The organism is Providencia sp. 2.29 (genome assembly GCF_015832305.1).
GTDB classification, from domain to species: domain Bacteria; phylum Pseudomonadota; class Gammaproteobacteria; order Enterobacterales; family Enterobacteriaceae; genus Providencia; species Providencia stuartii.
In genome coordinates this window covers 2,619,366-2,642,265 of record NZ_CP065420.1, presented here as the reverse complement: position 1 = coordinate 2,642,265, position 22,900 = coordinate 2,619,366, and the positions used below count along the sequence as shown (strand labels likewise).

Genomic DNA, 22,900 nt, shown 5'->3' with positions numbered 1-22,900 from the left:
TAGCGACATTCAGGTGCGCAACATGATACAAATAAGTATCTTGCCACCTTCATACAAAGTGATGGTGGCAATGGCGTTATTTCACCTCAATAACATTCAGGCGTTCCGCAGTAAATTCAGGTCTATCGTCATCATCAACTTGGTGTTGTGTGGGGATTTCTTCTCGATCAAATGCTAAATCGCCACCATTGATGACGGTATCGCCATGAGCGACATTTTTAAAATCAAACAACTCAGTATCACATAAGTGAGAGGGAACGACATTTTGAGTGGCTCTGAACATCGTTTCAATACGACCTGGGTAGCGTTTATCCCAATCACGTAGCAGATCTTTAATTACTTGACGCTGTAAATTAGGTTGTGAGCCACAAAGATTACACGGAATAATTGGAAATTCTTTTGCTTGGGCGTAACGCTCAATATCTTTTTCTCGGCAATAAGCTAAAGGGCGGATCACAATATGTTTACCGTCATCGCTCATTAATTTAGGTGGCATACCTTTTAGTTTTCCACCGTAAAACATATTTAGAAAAAGAGTTTGTAAGATATCGTCGCGATGGTGGCCTAGTGCGATTTTAGTTGCGCCTAATTCTGTTGCGGTACGATATAAAATGCCTCTACGTAAACGGGAGCATAGTGAGCATGTTGTTTTCCCTTCTGGGATTTTCTCTTTTACAATCCCATAGGTATTCTCTTCAACAATCTTGTACTCGATTCCGAGGTTTTCAAGGTATTCGGGGAGAATATGCTCGGGGAAACCGGGTTGTTTTTGATCTAAGTTAACAGCAACCAACGAGAAAGAGATCGGTGCACTTTTTTGCAGGCTTTGCAAAATAGAAAGTAGGGTATAACTGTCTTTACCACCAGATAGGCAGACCATAATCCGATCGCCATCTTCAATCATGTTGAAGTCGGCAATGGCTTGCCCTACATCACGGCGCAATTTTTTTTGTAGCTTGTTAAAGTTATATTGTTCTTTCTGTGCGTTCATTTTCTACTGTTCTGTATCGTTGCTGATTATTGTTTAATTCAATGATTTTTAAGTTTTTTGTTTTTAATTGTCCTCATGGCCTATCATCTTGCTGTATCTTTTGTATAAGAAATAAGGCGCTTTATGGATGCGGGCAATAAACTCACTAACAAAAAACTTAAGGCAATCCTCGGTAAGGAAATTGCTAAGCCAGCCATAATAGCAGATGGACGAGGTCTTTCGATACAGGTAAGTCAAAATTGATCCATTTTAATAAATGAGGAGCTTTAGTAATGGAAGATAACTCAATTATTGTGGTGTTCATAACACAATGAAAAATAGGAAGTTATAGTCAAAAGCTCAAACTCAAATCTGTTAAATCCTAGAATCTTTAGGTATCGTAGCAACGCGCATTACAACCTCTAAAAAGCGTGGGTTCCATAGTGATAGAGGTACTTATATATCAATAAATTATATCGGTTGGCATGCGATAATGGCGGCATTAGTGCCGGAGATTAGTTAGCCAAGGTATGTATGAATCTAGCCATAAAACAAATTGCATTAACACAACAGATAAAGCGATAACCCGCCATATCGATGGTTTTATCCATGTCATGCAAGATAGAAATAGAATCACAATAATGGATAAAAAAATCCTGACAAATAAAACGACTAACATAAGTGAATAGGCATGATTTACATCTAGCACTCGATATTTAAACACAAGTATCGAGGCAAGCGTCATACTAGGAAGGATCAACATCCAAATCAGGAAAAATACAATGGCTAATGAATACCGACTTGTGCAGTATTTATGTAATTTACTCACCCAATACCCCAGATAAAAAATCAACTTAAGTTATATATTAAATAAATAAAGATTAAATGTCATCAAAAGTGTATTCAATGGTGATTAGTGAATAAAAAGTAGATTTTTCATTGGCTGGTGCTGTTATGGCGTTTATCAGTCAAGCATAGGGTTTTTGACATCGTGTGTCGGTAAGAAATCAAAAATATTGGCTGCCACCATAAAGTGGTTTAGCTTTGATGTTGCGATTGGATTAGAATAAATTTTAGGGCAGTGAAAATTATTAACGCATTAAAAAACAGCTAGAAATTCACAGTATATCTCGTTGATATTTTGATAATGCATTGCTTTATCAATTAGATATTAAAAAATACGGTGGCATAGTTGCTAATAAAAGTAGCAATAACACATTAATATTGAGCGATTATTACTGTTTTTTTTGTAAAGCGCATGCTTGTTAACTTATTTAACTCATATTGTTAAATTTTATTATTCATTTAAAACTATTAATTATTAAATTTACTAGCTAGTCTTTATCATAAAATGATCATTAGAATAATACTAAGAATAACAAAAAATTAAATAACATTGGAAACAGTAGGGCGTTTAGCCCTGCTGTATATTCAGGGGGGAAGGAAGGACAGTCAATATCTATATCCAAGTTGGTTTTCCTGGTTTTTCAAAAACTTCAAGCAAATGTTTAATATCCACATCCAGTATACTAGAAACAATCATTAGGTGTTCCACATAAATAGAGACGCTTCCTTCTTCATATTGAATATAGTTTCGTTCTGATATTTTTAATGCAGCAGCCATGGCTTCTGTAGAGATACCTCGGGATGTACGTAGTTTTCTAATATAGTTGCCTAAAGCGATTCCTCTAAAGTTTGGTTGCTTCATGAGTCAATTATCCATAGCGTAAAATGTAAGGCTATTATCAGAAATAATATGATTAATTCAATAGTATTATTCTGCTAAAAAAGTGTATTTCATAAAGTCAAAATAATCATATGGAAATTTTATATTTATCTAATAGTGAATTTGGCGATAAATGAATCTAAAAAATGTCAGATTTGTACAGTTATAGATATTAAAACTAATATCACTGGATAAATAATTTTTCTTAACATAAGAAAAGTTAAGTAAATCCACTTAGTTCATGGTAAGAAATGACGAAAAATGAGGTAAATACAATTAAAAGTAAAAACGATAAATCTATCCCACTTTATCTGTTTCAAAAATAGAAGGTCTATTATCAATAAAGTATTTAACCTCATAAGATCACCTTACTCTATTTTGAGCTAATAATAGTAAGGTGCTATTTTCAAGGAAATAAATATTTATTATTCGCTTAAAGCAAAATCAACAGCTTTTTGAGCATGTAAAGCCGTTGTATCAAAAATAGGTACCGATGTATCATTTTGATCTACCAATAGCGTGATCTCTGTGCAACCCAAAATGATCCCTTCCGCGCCATTTTCAACCAGTGATGCCATAATTCGTTGATATTGCTTTTTAGATCCGTTAGTGATTTTTCCTAGGCACAGCTCTTGATAAATGATGTCATGAACAATTTTTCTATCTTGGTCGTTAGGTGTGAGCACAGATAAATTGTATTTTTCATGAAGACGATCTTTATAAAAAGGTTGCTCCATCGTAAAAGCCGTACCTAATAAACCGATTTTTCTAATGCCTGAATTGATAATGCGTTCGCCAGTCGCATCAGCAATATGCAGTAAAGGAATATTAATGTTATTCTCAATTTGCTCGGCAACTTTGTGCATTGTATTAGTACAAAGTACAACAAAGTCAGCACCTGCTTGCTCTACGTTTTTTCCTGCCTGCGCAAGGTATTGACCCGCAAGCTCCCATTGCCCTGCCGATTGCATATGTTCTATTTCAGCGAAATCGACACTATATAAAGCGATTTTTGCTGAATGAAGACCGCCAAGCTGTTGCTTGATGCCTTCATTAATCTGCTGGTAGTAAAGCAAAGTTGATTCCCAACTCATTCCCCCGATTAAACCAATTGTTTTCATATCCGTTTCTCCATTATATTTTTTATAACTAAGAATACTTCTATAACAACTATTTTTTTAGGGCAATAGATTATTTAAGCTATTAAAATAACAAGTAGAAACTCTTAGATAAATTAAAAAAATAAAATGAAATGACGAAAAAAGAATAATTACGGATGAATCTTATGTATCAAAAAATGAGATTTGTCATGATATCGCCGAGAGGTAAGAACCTCTCAAAGCGATTTAAGGAGAAAAAATGCGTAAAGTTATTTCAGTTTCGGCTATAGCACTTGTTTCTGCATTAACAGCGTCATCTGCTTTTGCGGCAAAAACGGACACTTATAAGTGTGAAGATCAGAAAATTAGGGTTTCATTCCCTGATGAAAATACCGCTGTGATGCTTTATAGCGATGAACTTATCGTGTTAAAAAGCGCTCCAGCAGCAAATGGTGCTCGTTATGTTGGCGAAAACATGCAGTTGTGGTCTCATGGGAAGAATGAGTTTAATTTAGCCACAATTTCTGAAGATGATGTTGTTAACAATCGCATTACTGATGATAAAGGCCGTACTTGTAAATTAGTCAAATAATTAATGGAGTGTGCTAATTTATTTAGCACACTCTACTTTACTAATTATCGGTTATTGAAATTAAGGGATATTGGGGTCTAAATATAATTTAGCGGCAGGACGCGTTAATACTTGCTGATAATATTGTGAAATAGCAGGGGTGTTTGGCCTAATAATCGGTGTAAGCAACCAGCGATGTATAGAGAGTGCTAGAGTAATATCGGCTACCGTAAATTGTTTTCCATTAATAAAATTACCATTTTTTTCAAGCTCTGCTTCAAGCAGCAGCATTTTACTGTTCCACTCATCAGTACTTTTAGCTATCAATTCAGGGTACTGGATAAAACTATCACTTTTCCGAACAAGTGCCATAAAAGCAGCACGCCATGCGCTGTTTAGTTCAGTTGCTTGCCAATCCATCCATTTTTCAACGTCTGCTTTTTCTTCTGGGCTTTCAGGCAGCAGATCAAAGCGTTGTGCCTTGGTGGCAATATAGCGGCAAATTGTATTACTTTCCCACAAAATACCATTTTCGTGGGTTAATACGGGGACGAGCCCATTAGGATTAAGCTTAAGATAATCAGCAGATTTTAGGCTTAACTCATCTCCCCATTGTGGCTCATGAATGAAGGGAAGTTGAGCTTCTTGTGCAGCCCACAGGACTTTGCGAACATTGATTGATGTGGTACGACCTAGGATCTTTAGCATAACGGCCTCGAAAAGCATCAATAAGAAATAATGGGAATAACATAGCTCTATAGGAAGCGCAATTTAAATGTGGTGATATCAGCTAAAAGCGCCATTATTGCTAATGGCGACGATGAAACGACGCCTATACGTATTGTAGTAGGCGTACACAAGAGTTAACTTTGAATAATACCATTGATGGTGGTAGGAAGAGGTTGATCAGTTAGTTCAATATGCTGTGATGAGACTCGTTGCCCTTTAACATATAACTCTGCTTTTACTGGCTCTAAGCGACGTTCAATATTAATGTGGAACTTATTCATTAACTGGCTAATAAATCGGTGTTGATCAAGTTGATATTGTTTTACCTCACCATTACGTAGCGTCACTGCAAGATATGGTTTAGTCGTATCGATAGTATCGTTGTTGTATACCATCCCATAAGAGCCTTCTAACGCAGGGTAGATATAGCTTTTTAATTGATTTTGTGGGTCATAAAAACCGACTAAAGTGACAACCGGAACGCCTTGCTTTACGGGTTTTTGAATGAAGGTTAATTCAGAGGACGGCTCCCATGAATCTCCATTTGAAACATAATACACTTTTGTATTGTGGCTGATTATCTGCTTATTACCATTAACATGTAGTTTAATACTCCATTGAGAAGTGCAATCTATCTCAATCACTTTATTTTTATTGCTGTGATCCGCTTGAGGTAGATAAATATTGGGTGGGTAGTGAGAATTATAACTCTCTATCTTTATATGGTCATTTTTATTAAGTAGCGCTGATAAAGTTGTCTCCGTAACATCTTGATTATCTACTATTGGTACATCTACAAAAGAAATATTTTTTGTATGAGGAGGCAGGTACTCTTGCATTGTTTGTGTATTGGGATCCCACTTTTGATAACCTGTTGACGATGTTTTGCTAAATATTGCAGAGTTCTCGAAAAAATGTTGAATAGCTTGAGCCGTTGTTGGGGTATGTAATGTGTACGCATTGTACGCTTTATCGTATAGCTCACCACCAGACATAGCATCTTTTAGCATTGCATGTTGCATATAGGGTTCTGCTTTTTCTGCATTAGGATCACGCGCATCTAAAACCGTGTACTTATTTGTTTTCTTTTTTTCAAAGTTAGGAATAAAAAAGTTGTTGTCGGCATCCCATCCCCATGTTGAATTAGGTTTATCGGGGGTTGCATGAACACCGCCTTTAAATCCCTTAAAGTAATGACCAATCTTATAATTATGACCCAGTTCATGACTAAATTCATTATCTACGGTATTGTATAATGTGGCTTTTCCCGCTCCTCCTGACCAACCGTGCTCTTGTAAACCATTTTTATATATACCACGGGAATTATGTATCGTAATTTGTGCGGTAGGTAAGTAGTTATTTTCTTTTGTCGCCGATGAATGAACGCCGTAATTGGCTAAATTAATGCCATCTGAAATAAGATCTTTAGAAATTTGCTCTCGCATATCCCCATTATGCCCATCTCCATCATCATCTGAACGATGAGTTAAATGTTTTCCTGAAGGAAGAACAATCTCTTTTAAGTGGATCGGAGCGTAGTGAGAGACGATTAAACGATTAATAGGGATTTGTTGGAAATATTGGCGTTGTAATTCAGCATTTTTTTGAAATGCTAATTCTCCTCTATAGGGAGTCAACATGCCGATATCGATAGTATGGAGCAGAAGTTCTGTTGGGGCTCCGACATAAATATCAGATAGCGTACCTTGTTTTCCATGATAATCGAATTCCAACCTTATTTTGGGCTTAATGTATTCAGCAGGAATAGCAACAGACCAGCCATTTTCGATATACCTGATTTCATCACTGTCATCATTAATTAAAGGCTCACCTTCATATGTACGCCAAAAACCAAATTCATCACAAACAAATAATTGGCTATCACCTTTTTTTATCGTTATTTTTTGGTCACCATAGAAAACATGACTGTCATAGTCAGCCTCTGATGAAAAATAAATTTTTTTATTTTTAAAATTGGGATGAGTTTCTAATGTAAAATGACGGGCCCAATTAGCATTACGCGTTGCGATATGGATGTTATCATTGTTATTGATAACTTCGTTAAAATAGCAAATATCTTTTGATATTTTTTGCAATTCCTTGTTTTTATTTATCTTGATATCAAATGATTGAGGCAAGGCATAGTTAACCGTACTTTGGGTATCCGAAGAGTAAATTGACCATACACCTTCATCATCACTAATAAAAAGCTTAGTTTCACCCGTAGTAATTCTAACTTCATTATCGCCATAGGTAATATCACTATTAAAATAAGCTTGAGAAGTGAAAAGTATTTTTTTATTGGCATATTGTTTACTATTGGGGATAATAAAATCTTTCGCCCAATGGTAATCTCTGGTTGCTATTTTAATAGTGTCATTTTTTTTAATAATATCTTGGAATAATTTGGGGTTCTTAGAGATATGATTAATATCATCATTTGTCGTAAATTCCACATCAAAGGTTTCGGGGGTTTTGTATTTATCAATATTTAACGCTTGTTGATAGTGAAAAGACAATCTAGATTCGTCACGAGTAAACCAACGACCTGTTTCATCGCTTATCATAACAAAAGATTGCTGTGCAGAGAGAGGTATTGAATTATTTCTATATTTAATATTTGCATCGATATTATCCGCTAAATTCAATATGAGTTTTTTATTCGGGCGTTTTTTTAAACTATCTAAGTTAATAGATAAATTTTCAGCATCAATATCGACTCTAATAATGTCATTTTCGGTCATAAGTTGATTGAGGTAGTTTGTGCTCTCAGTCAATTCTTTAATCTTTTTTGATGCATTGATAGTAAAATCAAACGATTTAGGAATAGTAAAATCGTCAGGTGTTAAGCGGGTAAACCGTTGCTCAGTGCCTGCAATTTTAGGCAGTTTTGATGGTGGAAGTAGGTAGGTTGAATATATCTTTTCATTATCCTCATTATAGACCTTAATATTTAATTGCTCATTTTCTTTGATTTTTTCATGAGGCTTAAATATCACCAATGTTTTACGGCCTGAAACGAGATGAGGTTGTATATCATCATCAATTCGATTAATGGCTGGGATAATGCTATGTTGAGCATAAAATACATTCCCCTTAAGATCCCCTTGGATATCACTTGGATAATTATTTGTATTATAGTAAAAAACTTTCCCTAGTTTTTCTTTGTATTCAGACAATAACTTATTATACACCCCTTGTTCATCGGTCATTTTTTAATCAGCGCATGATTATTAATCTGTGTATCAAATAACCGTGAGATAACAAGGTTATCTATCAACGATTGCCAAAAATCAAACAGTGTATTTGGGTTATTATTAAGGTCATTAAGACCTAATAAATGAGATGAATGAGTATCATTTTCTTTATTTAATTGTGTTGTCGGTATCATCACTTCATGACGATTTTGGCAAATGCAAATTGTCAAAGCTAGCATATAAATCCTTTTAATTGATTAGTTTATTGCTAATATCTTCATTTTATTAGCAGTATTAGATAATAAAGAAAAAAATAAAAATGATAAGCAAATTATTTTATAGTTAATCTTAATTTAGCCAAATAATCAGTCAATTTTTCATTCTGAACACTTGAATTTCTTGATTTATTCATTAATAGCAATTCGCTTAGAGATAATCCCATCGGTTAATAAAATAGAATGAATATTTCATTTCTTTACGAAAGAAATCACCAAGATCTCAAGGGGTAAAAAAGGCGCCGAAGTCCCCTTAATCAGGGGATAGAATGAGAGAAATCTGTGATCTTTGTAACATAATTTTCTGACTTTCCACTTAATTTCGTTATCAACACAACAAAAACAAAATTTTCATATAATAAAAATTGGAATATATGTTTCATTAATGTATATCTATGTTATCGCCATGTTAAATATTGGTGACATCAAAACACAACATGTATTCATAATCAGTGGGAAGGGCAAAATGAAAAATATCATGAAATTAACCGCGCTGGTTGCTGTATTGGGTTTAACACCGAGTGTGATGGCTGAAAATGAGCAAATTGTCTTTAGTCCGCCAACATTGGCTAGCCCGTTTGAAGTGCATATGCAGAAATCGGCGGTGAAAACCGCTAAAGAGTTAGGAGTCAATATTCAAGTCTTAGATGGGCAAGGTAGCTCACCTAAGCAGGTTGCTGATATTGAAAATGCGATCACACGAGGTGCACAGGGCTTTATTGTGTCACCTAATGATGTCAATGCCATTGCCGATGCGGTGGTTGAAATTCAAAGCGCTGGCTTACCGGTGGTGACTCTTGATAGAACCATTAATGCACAACAACCGGTGCCGCATTTTGGGGCTAATAATTACAAAGGCGGTTACGCCATTGCGGAATATGTCAAAAAGCAGTTTCCAAATGGCGCCGATCTGATCTTAATTACAGGACAACCTGGCTCCTCATCAAATATTGAACGTACGAAAGGGATCCGCGATAGCTTAAAAGAAGGGGGGAGTAAATACCGCTTAGTCGCTGACCAAAATGGTAACTGGATGCGAGCGGAAGGGATGCGCATCACCGAAAGTTTATTGCCTTCACTCGCGAAAAAACCGGATGTGATCTTATCTGCTAACGATGATATGGCCCTTGGTGCGATTGAGGCGCTGAGCGCACAAGGTTATAAACCGGGCGACATTTTAGTGACAGGTTTTGATGCAAGTCCTGAAGCACTTAGTCGTATTAAGGAAGGTTGGATGGCTGTAACGGCTGATCAGCGCGCAGGCTACGCAGTAAAAATGGCGATGGGGCAATTGGTCGATAATATTCGTGACAAAAAAGCGATCACAGGCGCGGATTACCCTCCCACAATTATTAGCAAAGATAACCTTGATCAAGCGGAACGTATTGGTGAATTGAAATAGTCATTTACAGTGCTATTCAGGGCTCGGTGAGCCCTGTTTTCCTGAAAAGGAGTTTTTATGTCAGAGCCACTACTTAAAATTACAAATCTTGCCAAAAGCTTTTCAGGGATCTGGGCGCTAAGTCAAGCCCAAATGACAGTGATGCCAGGAGAAGTGCATGCGTTATTGGGGGAAAATGGTGCGGGTAAATCCACGTTCTTAAAGGCACTTGCAGGCGCTCAACCGCAAACCAGTGGTGATATTTGGTTTAACGGTGAATTGCTTTCCATAACAGATACCCCGATTGTTCGCCAACAAAAAGGGATTATTACTATCTATCAAGAATTTAATTTGCTACCGAATATGACGGTAGCGGAAAACATGTTTTTAGGGCGTGAAGCGCTAAAAATGCGTTGGATGGTTAATGAAAAAGTCCTTAATCAGGAAGCCAAAGCGATCCTTGATTATCTTCAATTGGCAATTTTGCCAACGACCCAAGTGGCACGGTTAAGTGTTGCCCAGCAGCAAATGATTGAAATTGCACGTGCACTGACGCTCAATGCTAAATTAATTGTGATGGATGAGCCTTCAGCGGCTCTAAGCGATACTGAAGTAGAAAGTCTGCATCGTGTTGTTAGGGAATTGAAAAACCGTGGGGTGAGCGTCATTTACGTGACACATCGCTTACATGAAGTTTTTCAGATATGTGACAAATTCACGGTATTTCAAGACGGCAGATACACCGGATCGGGGAATGTGGCTGAGACCTCAGTACAAGAGATCATACGTATGATGGTTGGGCGGAATGTGATTTTTGAACGTAGGCCGGCCAGCGAAACATATCATCGAGACAAACCGATTCGCCTATCGGTGAAACATTTATCGAAAGCTAAGCCACCTTTAGATCCTCATGGTATCGCGCTTCACGATATTAGTTTTGATGTTCATGAAGGCGAAATACTGGGTATTGCGGGCCTTATGGGGGCGGGAAGGACTGAGGTGGCACGCTGTTTATTCGGCGCAGATAAATATACCACGGGTGAGTTTATCCTTGATGGTGAGCCTTATCAGCCAACGACCCCAATGAATGCACTGGATAAGGGGATTGCACTCGTTCCAGAAGATCGTAAAAAAGAAGGCGCCGCGTTGGGATTATCCATTCGCTACAACCTATCACTTTCAGCGTTATCACATCTACTTAAAATGGGGTGGATGGTGGATAGCAATAAAGAAAACGCCTTGATAGAAAGCTACAAACAAGCACTACAAATCAAAATGGCCAGCAGTGAGCAAGAAGTGCGTAAATTGTCTGGTGGTAACCAACAAAAAGTCATTCTTGCACGGTGTATGGCCATGTCGCCAAAAGTATTAATTGTTGATGAGCCAACTCGGGGTATTGATGTTGGAACCAAATCGGAAGTTCATCAGGTTATTTTTGAGATGGCGAAAAAAGGCGTTGCGGTTATTGTTATTTCTTCTGATTTACCTGAAGTCATGGCGATTTCAGACCGGATCATCACGTTGAGCGAGGGCCGCTTAACGGGGGAGATTAAAGGTGATGATGCAACAGAAGAGAAGTTAATGATGATGATGGCTATTTGCCATCAAAACTCACCAGCAGAAATGGTCGTATGAGAGGTTTACATGTTACAACAACAATCTTCTACGGCGGTCGGCCGTAAAAAAATAGATTTCATCGCTTTTTTTGAGCGCTTTGGTGTCTTGATTTTTATGGTGCTGTTGGTGCTATTTTTTCAAACCCAAAACAGTAATTTTCTGACTGAACGCAATATCACTAATATTTTAACCGAAGTGTCTATCTATGGAATTATGGCCGTGGGGATGACGTTGGTGATTTTAACCGCTGGTATTGATTTGTCTGTTGGCTCAATACTGGCGGTTTGCGCGATGACAGCGGCGTTTGTGATTAAAGGTGATAATTTAGTCGGCTTAGATCCTAATGCTTGGGGAGGGATGAGCTGGTTAGTTGGATTAGCTATCTGCTTAGCGGTAGGCACAGGGATTGGGTTTTTACATGGTCTTGGGATCACGCGGCTGAATATTCCACCATTTATCGTCACATTAGGTGGCATGACAATTTGGCGTGGGCTGACATTAGTGATTAATGATGGTGCACCAATCTCAGGTTTTGATGCTGGCTATCGTTGGTGGGGGCGTGGGGAGCTACTGGGGATCTCGGTGCCTATTTGGATCTTTGCGATTGTGGCATTGATAGGCTATTTAGCGCTGCATAAAAGCCGCTGGGGGCGTTTTGTTTACGCAGTTGGCAGTAATCAAGAAGCAGCTCGGTTAGCAGGGGTGAACGTTAAACGTGTTCTTGTCAGTGTGTATGTGGTGATTGGCTGTTTAGCTGGGCTGGCTGGGTTTGTGCTGAGTGCACGTTTAGGGAGTGCTGAAGCGGTAGCGGGGATGACATTTGAACTGCGCGTGATCGCCTCTGTTGTGATTGGTGGTACATCATTAATGGGGGGATATGGTCGTATCGGAGGAACCATTATTGGCTCAATCATTATGGGAATATTAATTAATGGTTTAGTTTTAATGAATGTTTCAGCGTATTATCAGCAAATTATTACTGGACTGATCATTATTTTAGCTGTTGCTTTTGATACTTACGCCAAAAATAGACGTGGTGCCAGTTAAATATTTTCACTATTTATAAAAGATAAACGCCTTTTTATTTTAATAAGAAGGCGTTTATCATAAGAAAATAAGGATTTAACGCTAAGAAAATACAGGTTGATACTTTTTAAATTTTAGTGCTAATAATATTGATATCTTATAAAAATTCCACCTCAGATAGTTCCCTTGTGAAACTAATTAGTTTAATTTCATTCACTTATATTTTATCGATGCTATACTATTAGGGTTATTTTTGAATTTTGAGTAAAATTTAAAATAACCCATGCAGTCAACACTGGCTATGTTTTTGATATTCAGCTTATTGCTGAATTTAAATGTTGTAGTTAAGGAGTCGATATAATGGTAAGTAATAATGCAGCACGTCGCTTATTAGGAATGCCTTATAAGTTAAGTCGTTCTAAGAAAAATATTCGAGTTTCTGTCGTAGCAAAAGAAAATGTGACGGAACAGCTGCCCGCTGAATTACAAAATCAACCTGTAGTTGCGGCATTAAATAATAAAGCGACAGAGAAAAAAACCTACCACTCAACAACGGTATTCTATCCTGAATATGTTATTAGCTAATTAATTGAGTGAATGTTGACCCTCTGGCATTGCTAGAGGGTTAAAAACACCAAATGATATTCCTACCTCATTTCTTACTCTTTTTCTTGCAACCAGTACGACCGCTACCTCATCTTCATATTAGAATGGTCAATATGTGATTATTGTCACTATCTAAAATTACAAATAAACAAAATATTGAGACGTTTCCGATGAAAAAGTCATGGAACTTGGTTACATTGAATTGGCGTATAAATAGAAATAGGGTAGGTATTCCCGTTGGCTTATTTTAAATATTTAATTTTTTGTTTTTGTGTTATTTCAGTGGCAGGATGTTCGACAGGCTTTAGAACGGATGAAGAAAGTAACCGATTAAAATTTAGCATTCAACAAGCCAATACGATACCGATTAAAGAATCTGTAGAGGCGCTCTCCGCTGCTGATATGTTACCTGGCGATATTTTATTGTCTTCCGCAACGGGAATTAATTCATGGGGTATCCGTCTTTTTAGTATTAGCGGGGTGAGCCATGCCTCAATATATTTGGGGGCTGGTGAAGTAGCGGAATCTGTCGGCAGTGGCGTGAGGATCATTACGCTCGATCAAGCTATCTCGGACTCAAATAATATGGTGGTGTTGCGGCAAGAGGGGTTAACCTCTATTCACGCCCATAAATTACGTGAATTTTCTATGCAAAATGAAGGGGGCAAATATAACTTTAAAGGGATAGTGATGATAGCGCCTTGGATGGTGACAAAGCGCGTTTGTGAATTACCTTTTATTGGTCAAACGATCCGTAATTTTTGTTTGAGAACGTTAGCGACGGTACAGTTAGGTAGCGATGTAGACCAAGCTAACGGCTTCTTTTGTTCGCAGTTTGTCCTTGATGCCTATAAATATGCAGGACTTCCGTTATTTGAAGGGAATTCAGCGTGGATAACGCCAGCGGATATCCTTCATATGCGAACAGGGGATGTGCCGACCTTTGTTCCGACCCATCGTTTAAGCTATGTAGGGCACTTGAAATCTTGGAGTTTATCGAGTGCGCTTCACCTGAGATAAATATCGTCAATAAAGTGGGTTTGTGGCGACGTGTTAATGAAAAAAAAGGCCAACTCAGAGAAGTTGGCCTGCTAAAACTGGAAGCAATGTGAGCAATGTCGTTTACGAAAGCTTGAGTAATTTACTCAAGTATTCGTTAGGTAAAAGATAACCATTCTCATTTGATAAATCAACCCTTTTTTATGTCTTATTATGCGAATTTTACCCCCTATAAATTCGTTTTTATAAAAAATAATTAAAATTCAATGCGTTATTTTTGGCTCTTTTAAGGATAATTTGAATAAATTTTTATAAAACAAGTTAGTACTCGAAATAAGTTGTTCGTTATACTTGTCAGTATCCTTCCTACACCGTCAGCACAAAGGTCAATCTTTGATGAGAACATTACGCATTGGTATCGTAGGGTTAGGCTCTATTGCGCAAAAAGCCTATTTACCGATACTGAGTAAAACAGATAATTGGCAACTGATAGGGGCATTTTCACCAAATCAAAGGAAAGCAAAAATCGTCTGTGATAACTATCGTATTCCACTGTATTCAGATATAAAACAGCTGGCCCAGCAGTGTGATGCGGTTTTTGTACACAGTAGTACCGCCAGCCATTTTTCAGTTATTTACAGTTTGTTATCATACGGCGTACATGTGTATGTTGATAAACCGCTTGCTGAGACACTTTCCCAATCAGAGCAATTAGTGGACTTTGCACATAAACAGAAACGTTCGCTTATGGTTGGGTTTAATCGGCGCTTTTCACCTTTTTATCAAGAACTCAAACAACACCTCAGTCAAGTTGCTTCATTACGTATGGAAAAACATCGTAGTGACAGTCTAGGCCCTCAAAATGTCCGTTTTACTATGCTAGATGATTATTTACACGTTGTAGATACCGCTATCTGGCTCGTGGGAAGTGAAGCAAAATTATTGGGAGGCAATATTATTGCAACTGAGGAGCAAGCGTTATGCTATGCAGAGCATCATCTGAAAGTGAATGAATGTTTAGTGACGACATCAATGCATCGCCGAGCGGGTAGTCAACGCGAGCAAGTTGCAGCAATTTGTGATGGTGGGGTCTACCAAGTGACAAACATGAATCATTGGATGAGTGAAAGTCACGAGGGGATAAAACAAAAACAACCTTCTAGTTGGGAGTCGATATTGGTTCAACGTGGATTCGATGGGGCTATTCGCCATTTTATTGATGCGGTGAGCCATGGTAGCGAGCCTGACGTCAGTGGTGAGCAGGCGATTTATGCTCAACAAATGGTAGAGAAAATGTTAAGCATTGCGTAAATACTGTTCATTGTTTCTCAGCTCATAAACCATTCCATACCAGTCTTATATAGGATTAATATGTTAAGTTCGCATCAAGCTTCAGAAATTTTATTTGTTGCAGGTTTTGGTCCGATAACACGTGAGCCTAATGTAAGTTATGCTTTCTATGTTAAAACTTTAGGTTTACCTTTAAAGGCAATGGAAGGTAATCAGGATTATTTCACCAGCGAAGAAGAACAGCTTAGTGGCGTTAAACATTTTGCGTTATGGCCATTATCTCAAGCTGCACAATCTTGTTTTGGTGTCGATCATTGGCCGGAAACGCACCTTGTTCCTCAAAGCTGGATAGAATTTGAAGTCGCTAATTTATCAAAAGCCACTCAATGTTTTATTAATGAAGGTTATTCCATTTTAGTTAATGAGCGAATGGAACCTTGGGGACAAATGGTTACACGCTTACTTAGCCCCGAAGGAATGTTGGTTGGTTTAACCGTTACACCATGGTTAAGAGAATAATAGTTAATAATTTGTAGCGAGAGATCTCATTTATCTTGTTGTTTAAGAGACATTCTTGCGTATTTGATTATAATTTTGTTGTTAACTTAAATTCTTTTTTCTATCAGGAGGGGTTATGTATAAAACGATTCTGGTTCCTATAGATTTAACTGAGGATGAACTGACAAGTAAAGCTGTTCGCCATGCAGTTAATTTAGCTAAACAGTCTGGTGCGAAAATTCATTTGATCCATGTGCTACCAATCTCTTCTGCTATTATTAATGCGTATGCACTTGGTTATATGGAAATAAAAGACCGTGCAACCGTTAAAGCAGAAGAAGACATGAAAATGTTGATGGATACGATTGATTTACCACTATCTGATGTCAATTATACCATAACGTTTGGCTCACCTCGTGATGAAGTGATTAATACTGCAAAAGACATTAACGCCGATATTATTGTTATCGGTTCACGCCGTCCGAATATTTCTACACACCTCCTAGGCTCTACCGCAGCGGGCATTGTTCGTTACGCAGAAACCTCTGTATTGGTAGTTCGTTAATTTTTTAAATAAACCTATGCTGATATTTAGCATAGGTTTTATTGAACCCATTATTTTTTATTTTACATGATCGTCATAAAGCGATGAGTGATTAAACCTTTTTCTTTTATCTTGTTGGGTATCAGGTATTGAGTGTAACAGTTCAGCCGAATAGGCCCTATTTTTATTGGGAATGGTGAGCTTATTTATGGAAAAGTTTTCGCAAGAAGTTATCCGCATTGAACATTTCTTATTCAGGGTATTACGTTTTTATTTTTTGTCGCTATTGGTTTTTTTCCTTGGGCTGTTACCCGGTATTATTGGCTTTTATTTTATTGAAGGTCATTCTTTGATGGAGTCAATGCTTAATGCATTATCCATGCTAAGTGGGCAAGCAATAGAGCCTGCACCAATCACGCAAGGTGGGCGTTTTTTTATCGCAATATATGGGCTGTTTTTACAGAGCGTATTCATTATTAGTATTGGCTTAATTGTCACACCTTTTTTGCACCGCATCTTACATAAATGGCACTTAGAAGATAGTTAGCATATTGATAAAATTGTGAACTTGCTTTAACAAATCGTCTGGTAGCTCACGGCAGTTTGTTTTTATTAAGACTATACTTTTGGTGAACAAAAAAGATAAACATTCACAAAGTGTATCCTAGTTATCACATCGCACTAAGGGATCACAGGTGGATAATAGAATGATGACTAATTAATAGGGGTATCGCATGTACAATAAAATTTTGGTTCCCGTAGACATTTCTGAAGATATTCTGACGGATAAAGCATTAAAACACGCAATTTATTTAGCAAAAATGTCGGGGGCAAAAATACATCTTTTCCACTCAGTTCCTGATGTTTCAAGGTTCTCAATGAGCTATAGCTATCATTATGATCTTTTATCTTCATTTGCTAAAAAAGCCGTTGAACGTTCAGAAGAGCAGTTAAAAGAGATTATTGCTAAGATCGATTACCCACAAGAAGATATTTCTTACAAAGTCGCTTTTGGTTCACCGAGAGATAAAGTGTTAGCTGAGGCAGAAGAAATAGGTGCGGATCTGATTGTGATTGGTTCACGTAACCCGAGTATCACAACGCACTTACTAGGGTCAAACGCATCAGGCATTGTTTCTTATGCGAAAATATCTGTACTGGTAGTCAGATAACCCGCCAATACAATAAGGCCAGTATTATACTGGCCTTATTAACGCTCTAATCTTTAACGCAAATCTATTACCATCTTAGCCCAAAGCAAGGCTAAAATTCGCATCGAAAAAGCAGATGGTGCTTATTCATCCCTATTAAATCAATATAATAGAGATAAAAATTATTTACCTTCCACTGCCTCTTTAGCTGCTTTAATAGCTTGAATGCCTTGTTCACATGCTTGTTCTTGAGCATCTTCTGGATAATCAGCGAGTGCTTTTTTCGCTTCATCCAATTGATGTTTCATCTCAGTGATCCTTTCTTTAACATTAGGGTCATTTTTGTACTGCTCTTCAGCTTGTTTAACCAGCACATTCATTTCTTGGAAATAAGTATCGCAATTTTTTCCTGCATTCGCACCAAATGCAGCTAATAGTGCAGCAACCCCGAAAGCAACTGAAAATCTTTTTTTCATAATTTATTCGCTTTTTTGATGTAACAATAAAACGAGAATAGCATTCCATATTCAAAAAGACATCACCTCTCTTAATCAATATTTTCTACTGTAGGTAATTTTGCTGCATATTAGGAATTATCTGTAATAACAGCACCGCGTGAATAGCATAATTTGCAAAAAGATAAATGAGAATCATTCTTGACTCTGTTGCAATTTAAAGTGTACAGTTAAGTACACTTTTTTGTGGGGGAGCTAGGTATGCAAAATAAGACGATTATTGATACGGCTGAGTGGCCAGTTTGTGTCATCCATTCATTTCCAAAAACCTTAGATGAAACGCGTTTATGGTTAGAAGAAATGGATATGTTATTGGCAAGAAGGGCGCAATTTGTATTAGTTTATCCGCCGGTCAAACAGAGCAAAGAAAAACCGTCTGAGGAACATATGAATGCCATGAAATATGTTCGCCGTTGGTTAAAACATGCTAAAGAGCCGATGGTTGAACACTGCCGTGCAATGGTGGTGACGTTACAACCAGATGGGAGTGATAAAGAAGATATGGAACAAATGGCGCCGTTACTTTCTGCATTTTATGGGCCTGAAGTGTTTATTGAACATAACATCGCCGCAGCGAAAAAATATGCTACGGCATTGATTTCTTAATGACGATGACCGCTATTGGCTAATTTTACGAATATAACTGGCGATGATGTCCACTGAGAGCGCAATTTGTTGCGTGATAAATTCATCGCTAGGTTTAAAATCAGTGACACAGAAGGTTTTAATAAAAACATCTGCTTTTAACATTTCTAAAAATCGAGATGAAATACTTAATAGCGTTTGTTCGTTAACTTTCACTTCAGGTAATTCAAGGAGTTTCTCAGTTAATAGCCGATAACTACGTACTGGCCCTTGTTCAAAGAAAGCATGGCTAATTTCAGGAAAGCGGTTATATTCACCAAGGATCAAACGATATAAACCAATAGACTGTGGTTTAATCACATTCAGTAAAAACCGTGCGCCGTAAAAAGACAATACAGATTCAATGCTATGGAGAGAAGGGGGATTATGACTTTCATCATCGGCGAAAATATCGTCAATCATTGATGCAACGACCGCAGCGAATAATCCTTCTTTATCACCGAAGTTTTTATACAGCGTGGAACGAGAGCCTCCTGCACGCTCAATGATCATATCAAGTGTTGTTCCTTCAAATCCATATTGAATAAAAATTTCAGAAGCCGCACTAATTAATGCTTTATTACGACGCTGCCCCTTAGGGGTTTTAGCGAAAAATGGGCTACTCATGCAATACTCATCCTAGCATTATGATTTATCTAACTATTCTTATCATGAAAAGGCAAAGTTCGTGATGACTAATCATGCTTTAACCTGAAAGAGATCATAATTCAGGCTATTATTTCACTTTATGATGTTGCTAAAGGTTATCACGTTTAAATCGTTATCTAAATCATCGCAGTGGATTGGAGGAAAAATGAAAGGGGAGGCTATCGATGAGTTGCAAGGTATTCATGCGATTACCGAAGCACAAAGGGAGATCACTCGATTATGTATACAGTGTGGCCTCTTATTATTACAACATGGTGCGGAGAGTATGCTGGTGGAGCAGCTTACCTGCCGCTTAGGGATTGCACTCGGGGCAGATCAAGTTGATAGTGCTATTTCCTCGAATTCATTAGTACTGACAACCATAATTGAAGGTCACTGCTTAACGTCGACGCGTCGTATTATTGACCGTGGTATTAATATGCATGTGGTGACAGAGGTACAGCATGCTGTCATTTTAGTTGAGCATCACCTTTTGGATCGCAAACAACTTGAGAAGAAATTGTCCTCAATAAAACCATTACGTTATCCACGTTGGATAATGGTGCTGATGGTTGCTCTATCTTGTGCCTGTTTTAGTAAATTAAATGGGGGAGGATGGGATGGCTCCTTAGTGACATTGATTGCGAGTGGTTGTGCAATGTATATTCGTCAGGTGCTGACTTCTCGGCAAATGAATCCTTTGATTAACTTTTGTATTACTGCTTTTGTGGCAACGTCTGTTTCCGGATTATTATTAAAATTGCCATTTTTTGCTCCGACAGCAAGTATTTCGATGGCAGCAAGTGTATTGCTACTCGTGCCGGGTTTTCCATTAATTAATGCGGTGGCCGATATGTTTAAAGGCCATGTTAATACAGGGTTAGCGCGGTGGATGATGGCGAGCTTACTGACGCTGGCGACATGTATTGGTGTTGTGATTGCAATGGCAATTTGGGGACTAAGGGAGTGGGCATGAGTTTTTTACTGGCACTTTTAGAGGATATGTTACTAGCGGCTATTCCTGCTGTTGGCTTTGCGATGGTATTTAATGTGCCGATCAAAGCATTGAAATATTGTGCGTTGTTAGGGGCTATTGGTCATGGCTCACGTATGACTATGATGACACTTGGCTTAAATATTGAATGGGCAAGTTTTATTGCCGCTATTCTTATTGGCGCGATTGGTATTCAATGGTCTCGAACATGGTTAGCACATCCTAAAGTTTTTACGGTTGCAGCAGTAATACCGATGTTTCCGGGGATCAGTGCTTATACCGCAATGATCTCCGTCGTCAAAATTTCTCATTTAGGTTATACCCCTGAGTTATTTGAAACCCTTGTGACCAACTTTTTACGAGCGTCATTTATTGTTGGGGCCTTATCAATTGGTCTATCCCTTCCTGGTTTGTGGTTATATCGTAAACGCCCAAGTGTATAAAAAAACAAGAAGCTCCTTCGGTAAATGTGATATTCAAGAAGGCGTTTGATTGACTTTATTTACTATGGCAACCTAGCCTTTATTCAAAATTAATCTGATATCTCTTTCAATAGCTTTTACTATAAGTTGTTAGATTGATTAATAAACAATTCCTGTTATTAATTAGAATTATTAACATAACTGAATTGCTCTAATATGGAGTAGTTGTGCAATTTTATCGTGGTAAGTCGGTTGTTTCTAATATTCATTAGCTGCAAAAAAGCTTATATTCGGTTGTGTGGTACTGGCATAAGAAAATATGCAGTATATTACAGGATGCACTAACGCATTTAAGTTAATTGTTTATTATCAAAACATCAGTGGTGTTATTTTGAATAAAATATTCGCTTCATTGTACCCAAAATGGGTACTGTCATTCTTTTTATTAATATTTACTTTCCCGCTTATCGCTGCGCCAGGACAGTTTGATGAAGCGAAATTATTAAGTAAAACTAAAGTATATCTGGATCAAAACAATCAAGGTGAGGGAACACTTTACTGTGGTTGTAAATGGGAGTGGGCCGGTAAAAGTGGTGGGGTAGTCGATTTAAACTCGTGTGGTTACCAAGTCCGTAAACAGCAAAATAGGGCAACGCGTATTGAGTGGGAACATATTGTTCCGGCATGGGTATTTGGTCATCAGAGACAATGTTGGCAGAACGGTGGACGTAAAAACTGTGTTTCAACAGATCCTATCTTTCGTAAGATGGAAGCCGATATGCATAACCTTGCACCATCAATTGGTGAAGTAAATGGTGACCGTAGTAATTTTAGCTATGCTCAACTTCCCTCTAATGCGCAATATCCTTATGGTCAATGTCGTAGCCGAGTTGATTTTAAGCAACGCGTTTTTGAACCTAGAGATGAAGTGAAGGGGCAAGTGGCTCGTGTCTATTTTTACATGCATGACCGTTATAACTTGTCGATGTCACGTCAACAGCAACAACTATTGATGGCATGGGATAGACAATATCCGCCGAGTCAGTGGGAAAAACAACGTGACGAACGCATTGCTGCAATCATGGGGCACCATAACCCCTTTGTCACGGGGGAAATGAAATGGGAGCTTGGGCATAAAAATAGTGCTCAAGGGATTAAGCAAGTTGATAAGTTATCGCCTGCACCTACAAAAGAGACACCAAAACCTCAAGCATCTGAAACCAGTACTCAAGTAAAAGGTAATCGTAACTCACATAAATACCATTTAGCACATTACTCTGGTTTTAAAACAACATCCGATAAAAATGCAGTGATGTTCAGCGATGAGTTAGCCGCACAAGCCGCAGGCTATGAATTGGCAGGTAACTGTAAGCCTTAAAAGGTGTTTTTAAGGTAAAGTAAAAAAACACCCCAAAGTTGTACTACAACGTTTGGGGTGCTGTTCATCACTTTTGGGTTTTTTTATATTATTTTTCGCTGACAATTTTGCCATTAATAACGGCGGATTTTTGAACGAACTGCCCATTTTCATCAAATTCAGAGATAAAACCTTGTGGTTCACCATCTTTGAAAACACCGGAAGCATAAACGTTGTTGCTTGGGGTGTCGTGATAAACTTTAAATGGACCTGTAAGTTTTCCGTCAGTAGCGGTCATTTCGATATCCTTACGACCATTTTCATGGTAAATCCGTACTAATCCATTCACTTTACAGTTTTTAACTGGCGTATACATTTTAACGTTACCATTCTCATAGAATGACTCAATGTAACGATCTAAACACCCCTTTTTAACCCAACTTCTGGTTTCCAATTGGCCATTATCGTAATGAAATTCATAAGCGCCTTCAGGTGTGCCTTCTGGCGTTTTAGTTGAAGGAAATTCAATACCTTTTAGTTCACGAAGTGCATCTAGATCAGATTTTGAAGATGTTGGTGTGAGTAGTTGACAACCAGAGATAAGTAGAGCAAAGGAGAAAAGTAAAGTTGGTTTTAATAAGTGTTTTTTTATCATGATGT

General features: G+C 37.8%; 24 protein-coding genes. 15 read left to right on the top strand and 9 right to left on the bottom strand.

What is annotated here, in order from left to right; all coding sequences use genetic code 11:
• Positions 1–76 precede the first annotated feature (76 nt).
• The 3 genes from ttcA to I3B46_RS12145 all read right to left on the bottom strand — a co-directional run bounded on the left by ttcA (position 77) and on the right by I3B46_RS12145 (position 3,817).
• Positions 77–991 carry a tRNA 2-thiocytidine(32) synthetase TtcA gene (gene ttcA / locus I3B46_RS12155; RefSeq protein WP_060561302.1) on the bottom strand — a complete coding sequence of 305 codons (915 nt, stop codon included), beginning with the start codon at positions 989–991 and terminating at the stop codon, positions 77–79.
• Positions 992–2,429: 1,438 nt separating this feature from the next.
• Positions 2,430–2,678, bottom strand: a complete 249-nt coding sequence (locus I3B46_RS12150) for a helix-turn-helix domain-containing protein (RefSeq protein WP_004919272.1) — start codon at positions 2,676–2,678, stop codon at positions 2,430–2,432.
• 443 nt (positions 2,679–3,121) lie between these two features.
• Positions 3,122–3,817: an aspartate/glutamate racemase family protein gene (locus tag I3B46_RS12145; protein ID WP_104873423.1), complete on the bottom strand. Its 696-nt coding sequence runs from the start codon at positions 3,815–3,817 to the stop codon at positions 3,122–3,124.
• A gap of 238 nt (positions 3,818–4,055) precedes the next feature.
• Between I3B46_RS12145 and I3B46_RS12140 the strand changes: the two genes are divergently transcribed.
• Positions 4,056–4,388 carry an MliC family protein gene (locus I3B46_RS12140; RefSeq protein ID WP_004919278.1) on the top strand — a complete coding sequence of 111 codons (333 nt, stop codon included), beginning with the start codon at positions 4,056–4,058 and terminating at the stop codon, positions 4,386–4,388.
• 60 nt (positions 4,389–4,448) lie between these two features.
• Here the strand turns inward: I3B46_RS12140 and I3B46_RS12135 are convergent, their stop codons facing one another.
• From I3B46_RS12135 to I3B46_RS22435, 3 genes are all read right to left on the bottom strand, one after another.
• Positions 4,449–5,075, bottom strand: coding sequence for a glutathione S-transferase family protein (locus I3B46_RS12135; RefSeq protein WP_104873424.1), 627 nt, complete (start codon positions 5,073–5,075; stop codon positions 4,449–4,451).
• A 155-nt stretch (positions 5,076–5,230) separates the two neighbouring features.
• Positions 5,231–8,308, bottom strand: coding sequence for a M66 family metalloprotease (locus I3B46_RS12130; RefSeq protein WP_163762051.1), 3,078 nt, complete (start codon positions 8,306–8,308; stop codon positions 5,231–5,233).
• On the bottom strand, positions 8,305–8,532 hold the full coding sequence (locus tag I3B46_RS22435) for a hypothetical protein (protein ID WP_163762050.1): 228 nt from the start codon (positions 8,530–8,532) through the stop codon (positions 8,305–8,307). The genes I3B46_RS12130 and I3B46_RS22435 overlap by 4 nt, the downstream gene beginning before the upstream one ends.
• Positions 8,533–9,046: 514 nt before the next feature.
• Here I3B46_RS22435 and I3B46_RS12120 point away from each other — a divergent pair.
• The 10 genes from I3B46_RS12120 to I3B46_RS12075 all read left to right on the top strand — a co-directional run bounded on the left by I3B46_RS12120 (position 9,047) and on the right by I3B46_RS12075 (position 17,701).
• On the top strand, positions 9,047–9,970 hold the full coding sequence (locus I3B46_RS12120; protein ID WP_014658246.1) for a substrate-binding domain-containing protein: 924 nt from the start codon (positions 9,047–9,049) through the stop codon (positions 9,968–9,970).
• A gap of 57 nt (positions 9,971–10,027) precedes the next feature.
• A complete protein-coding gene (locus tag I3B46_RS12115) occupies positions 10,028–11,584 on the top strand; it encodes a sugar ABC transporter ATP-binding protein (protein ID WP_004919284.1) in 1,557 nt (518 codons plus the stop codon).
• Positions 11,585–11,593: 9 nt separating this feature from the next.
• A complete protein-coding gene (locus tag I3B46_RS12110) occupies positions 11,594–12,613 on the top strand; it encodes an ABC transporter permease (RefSeq protein WP_004919287.1) in 1,020 nt (339 codons plus the stop codon).
• 339 nt (positions 12,614–12,952) lie between these two features.
• Positions 12,953–13,177 carry a stationary-phase-induced ribosome-associated protein gene (gene sra, locus I3B46_RS12105; protein WP_004919289.1) on the top strand — a complete coding sequence of 75 codons (225 nt, stop codon included), beginning with the start codon at positions 12,953–12,955 and terminating at the stop codon, positions 13,175–13,177.
• 258 nt (positions 13,178–13,435) lie between these two features.
• A complete protein-coding gene (locus tag I3B46_RS12100; RefSeq protein WP_014658248.1) occupies positions 13,436–14,218 on the top strand; it encodes a YaeF family permuted papain-like enzyme in 783 nt (260 codons plus the stop codon).
• 375 nt (positions 14,219–14,593) lie between these two features.
• Positions 14,594–15,508: a Gfo/Idh/MocA family protein gene (locus tag I3B46_RS12095; protein ID WP_053110867.1), complete on the top strand. Its 915-nt coding sequence runs from the start codon at positions 14,594–14,596 to the stop codon at positions 15,506–15,508.
• Positions 15,509–15,568: 60 nt separating this feature from the next.
• Positions 15,569–16,006 (top strand): glyoxalase/bleomycin resistance/dioxygenase family protein, encoded by a 438-nt coding sequence (locus I3B46_RS12090; protein WP_060561299.1) that lies wholly within the window; start codon positions 15,569–15,571, stop codon positions 16,004–16,006.
• A gap of 115 nt (positions 16,007–16,121) precedes the next feature.
• The gene (locus I3B46_RS12085; protein ID WP_004919294.1) at positions 16,122–16,550 is read left to right on the top strand and encodes a universal stress protein; all 429 of its coding nucleotides are present in this window, start codon (positions 16,122–16,124) and stop codon (positions 16,548–16,550) included.
• A gap of 187 nt (positions 16,551–16,737) precedes the next feature.
• Positions 16,738–17,076, top strand: a complete 339-nt coding sequence (locus I3B46_RS12080) for a hypothetical protein (RefSeq protein WP_004919295.1) — start codon at positions 16,738–16,740, stop codon at positions 17,074–17,076.
• 187 nt (positions 17,077–17,263) lie between these two features.
• Positions 17,264–17,701, top strand: coding sequence for a universal stress protein (locus tag I3B46_RS12075; RefSeq protein WP_004919296.1), 438 nt, complete (start codon positions 17,264–17,266; stop codon positions 17,699–17,701).
• A 161-nt stretch (positions 17,702–17,862) separates the two neighbouring features.
• Here I3B46_RS12075 and I3B46_RS12070 read toward each other — a convergent pair whose 3' ends face one another.
• Positions 17,863–18,156 (bottom strand): DUF5339 family protein, encoded by a 294-nt coding sequence (locus I3B46_RS12070; RefSeq protein ID WP_104873426.1) that lies wholly within the window; start codon positions 18,154–18,156, stop codon positions 17,863–17,865.
• Positions 18,157–18,396: 240 nt separating this feature from the next.
• Here I3B46_RS12070 and I3B46_RS12065 point away from each other — a divergent pair, with 240 nt between their 5' ends.
• Positions 18,397–18,801 (top strand): hypothetical protein, encoded by a 405-nt coding sequence (locus tag I3B46_RS12065; RefSeq protein WP_014658252.1) that lies wholly within the window; start codon positions 18,397–18,399, stop codon positions 18,799–18,801.
• Positions 18,802–18,813: 12 nt separating this feature from the next.
• Here the strand turns inward: I3B46_RS12065 and I3B46_RS12060 are convergent, their stop codons facing one another.
• Positions 18,814–19,446 (bottom strand): TetR/AcrR family transcriptional regulator, encoded by a 633-nt coding sequence (locus tag I3B46_RS12060; RefSeq protein ID WP_036940046.1) that lies wholly within the window; start codon positions 19,444–19,446, stop codon positions 18,814–18,816.
• Positions 19,447–19,633: 187 nt separating this feature from the next.
• Here I3B46_RS12060 and I3B46_RS12055 point away from each other — a divergent pair, with 187 nt between their 5' ends.
• The 3 genes from I3B46_RS12055 to I3B46_RS12045 all read left to right on the top strand — a co-directional run bounded on the left by I3B46_RS12055 (position 19,634) and on the right by I3B46_RS12045 (position 22,261).
• Complete coding sequence (locus I3B46_RS12055) at positions 19,634–20,443, top strand: threonine/serine ThrE exporter family protein (RefSeq protein ID WP_052038362.1); 810 nt, start codon at positions 19,634–19,636, stop codon at positions 20,441–20,443.
• Positions 20,440–20,904 (top strand): threonine/serine exporter, encoded by a 465-nt coding sequence (locus I3B46_RS12050; protein WP_004919301.1) that lies wholly within the window; start codon positions 20,440–20,442, stop codon positions 20,902–20,904. Before I3B46_RS12055 ends, I3B46_RS12050 begins: the two co-directional genes overlap by 4 nt.
• A gap of 298 nt (positions 20,905–21,202) precedes the next feature.
• Positions 21,203–22,261 carry an endonuclease gene (locus tag I3B46_RS12045; protein ID WP_104873427.1) on the top strand — a complete coding sequence of 353 codons (1,059 nt, stop codon included), beginning with the start codon at positions 21,203–21,205 and terminating at the stop codon, positions 22,259–22,261.
• Between the two features lie 88 nt (positions 22,262–22,349).
• Here I3B46_RS12045 and I3B46_RS12040 read toward each other — a convergent pair whose 3' ends face one another.
• On the bottom strand, positions 22,350–22,895 hold the full coding sequence (locus tag I3B46_RS12040; RefSeq protein ID WP_004919304.1) for a toxin-antitoxin system YwqK family antitoxin: 546 nt from the start codon (positions 22,893–22,895) through the stop codon (positions 22,350–22,352).
• Positions 22,896–22,900 lie beyond the last annotated feature (5 nt).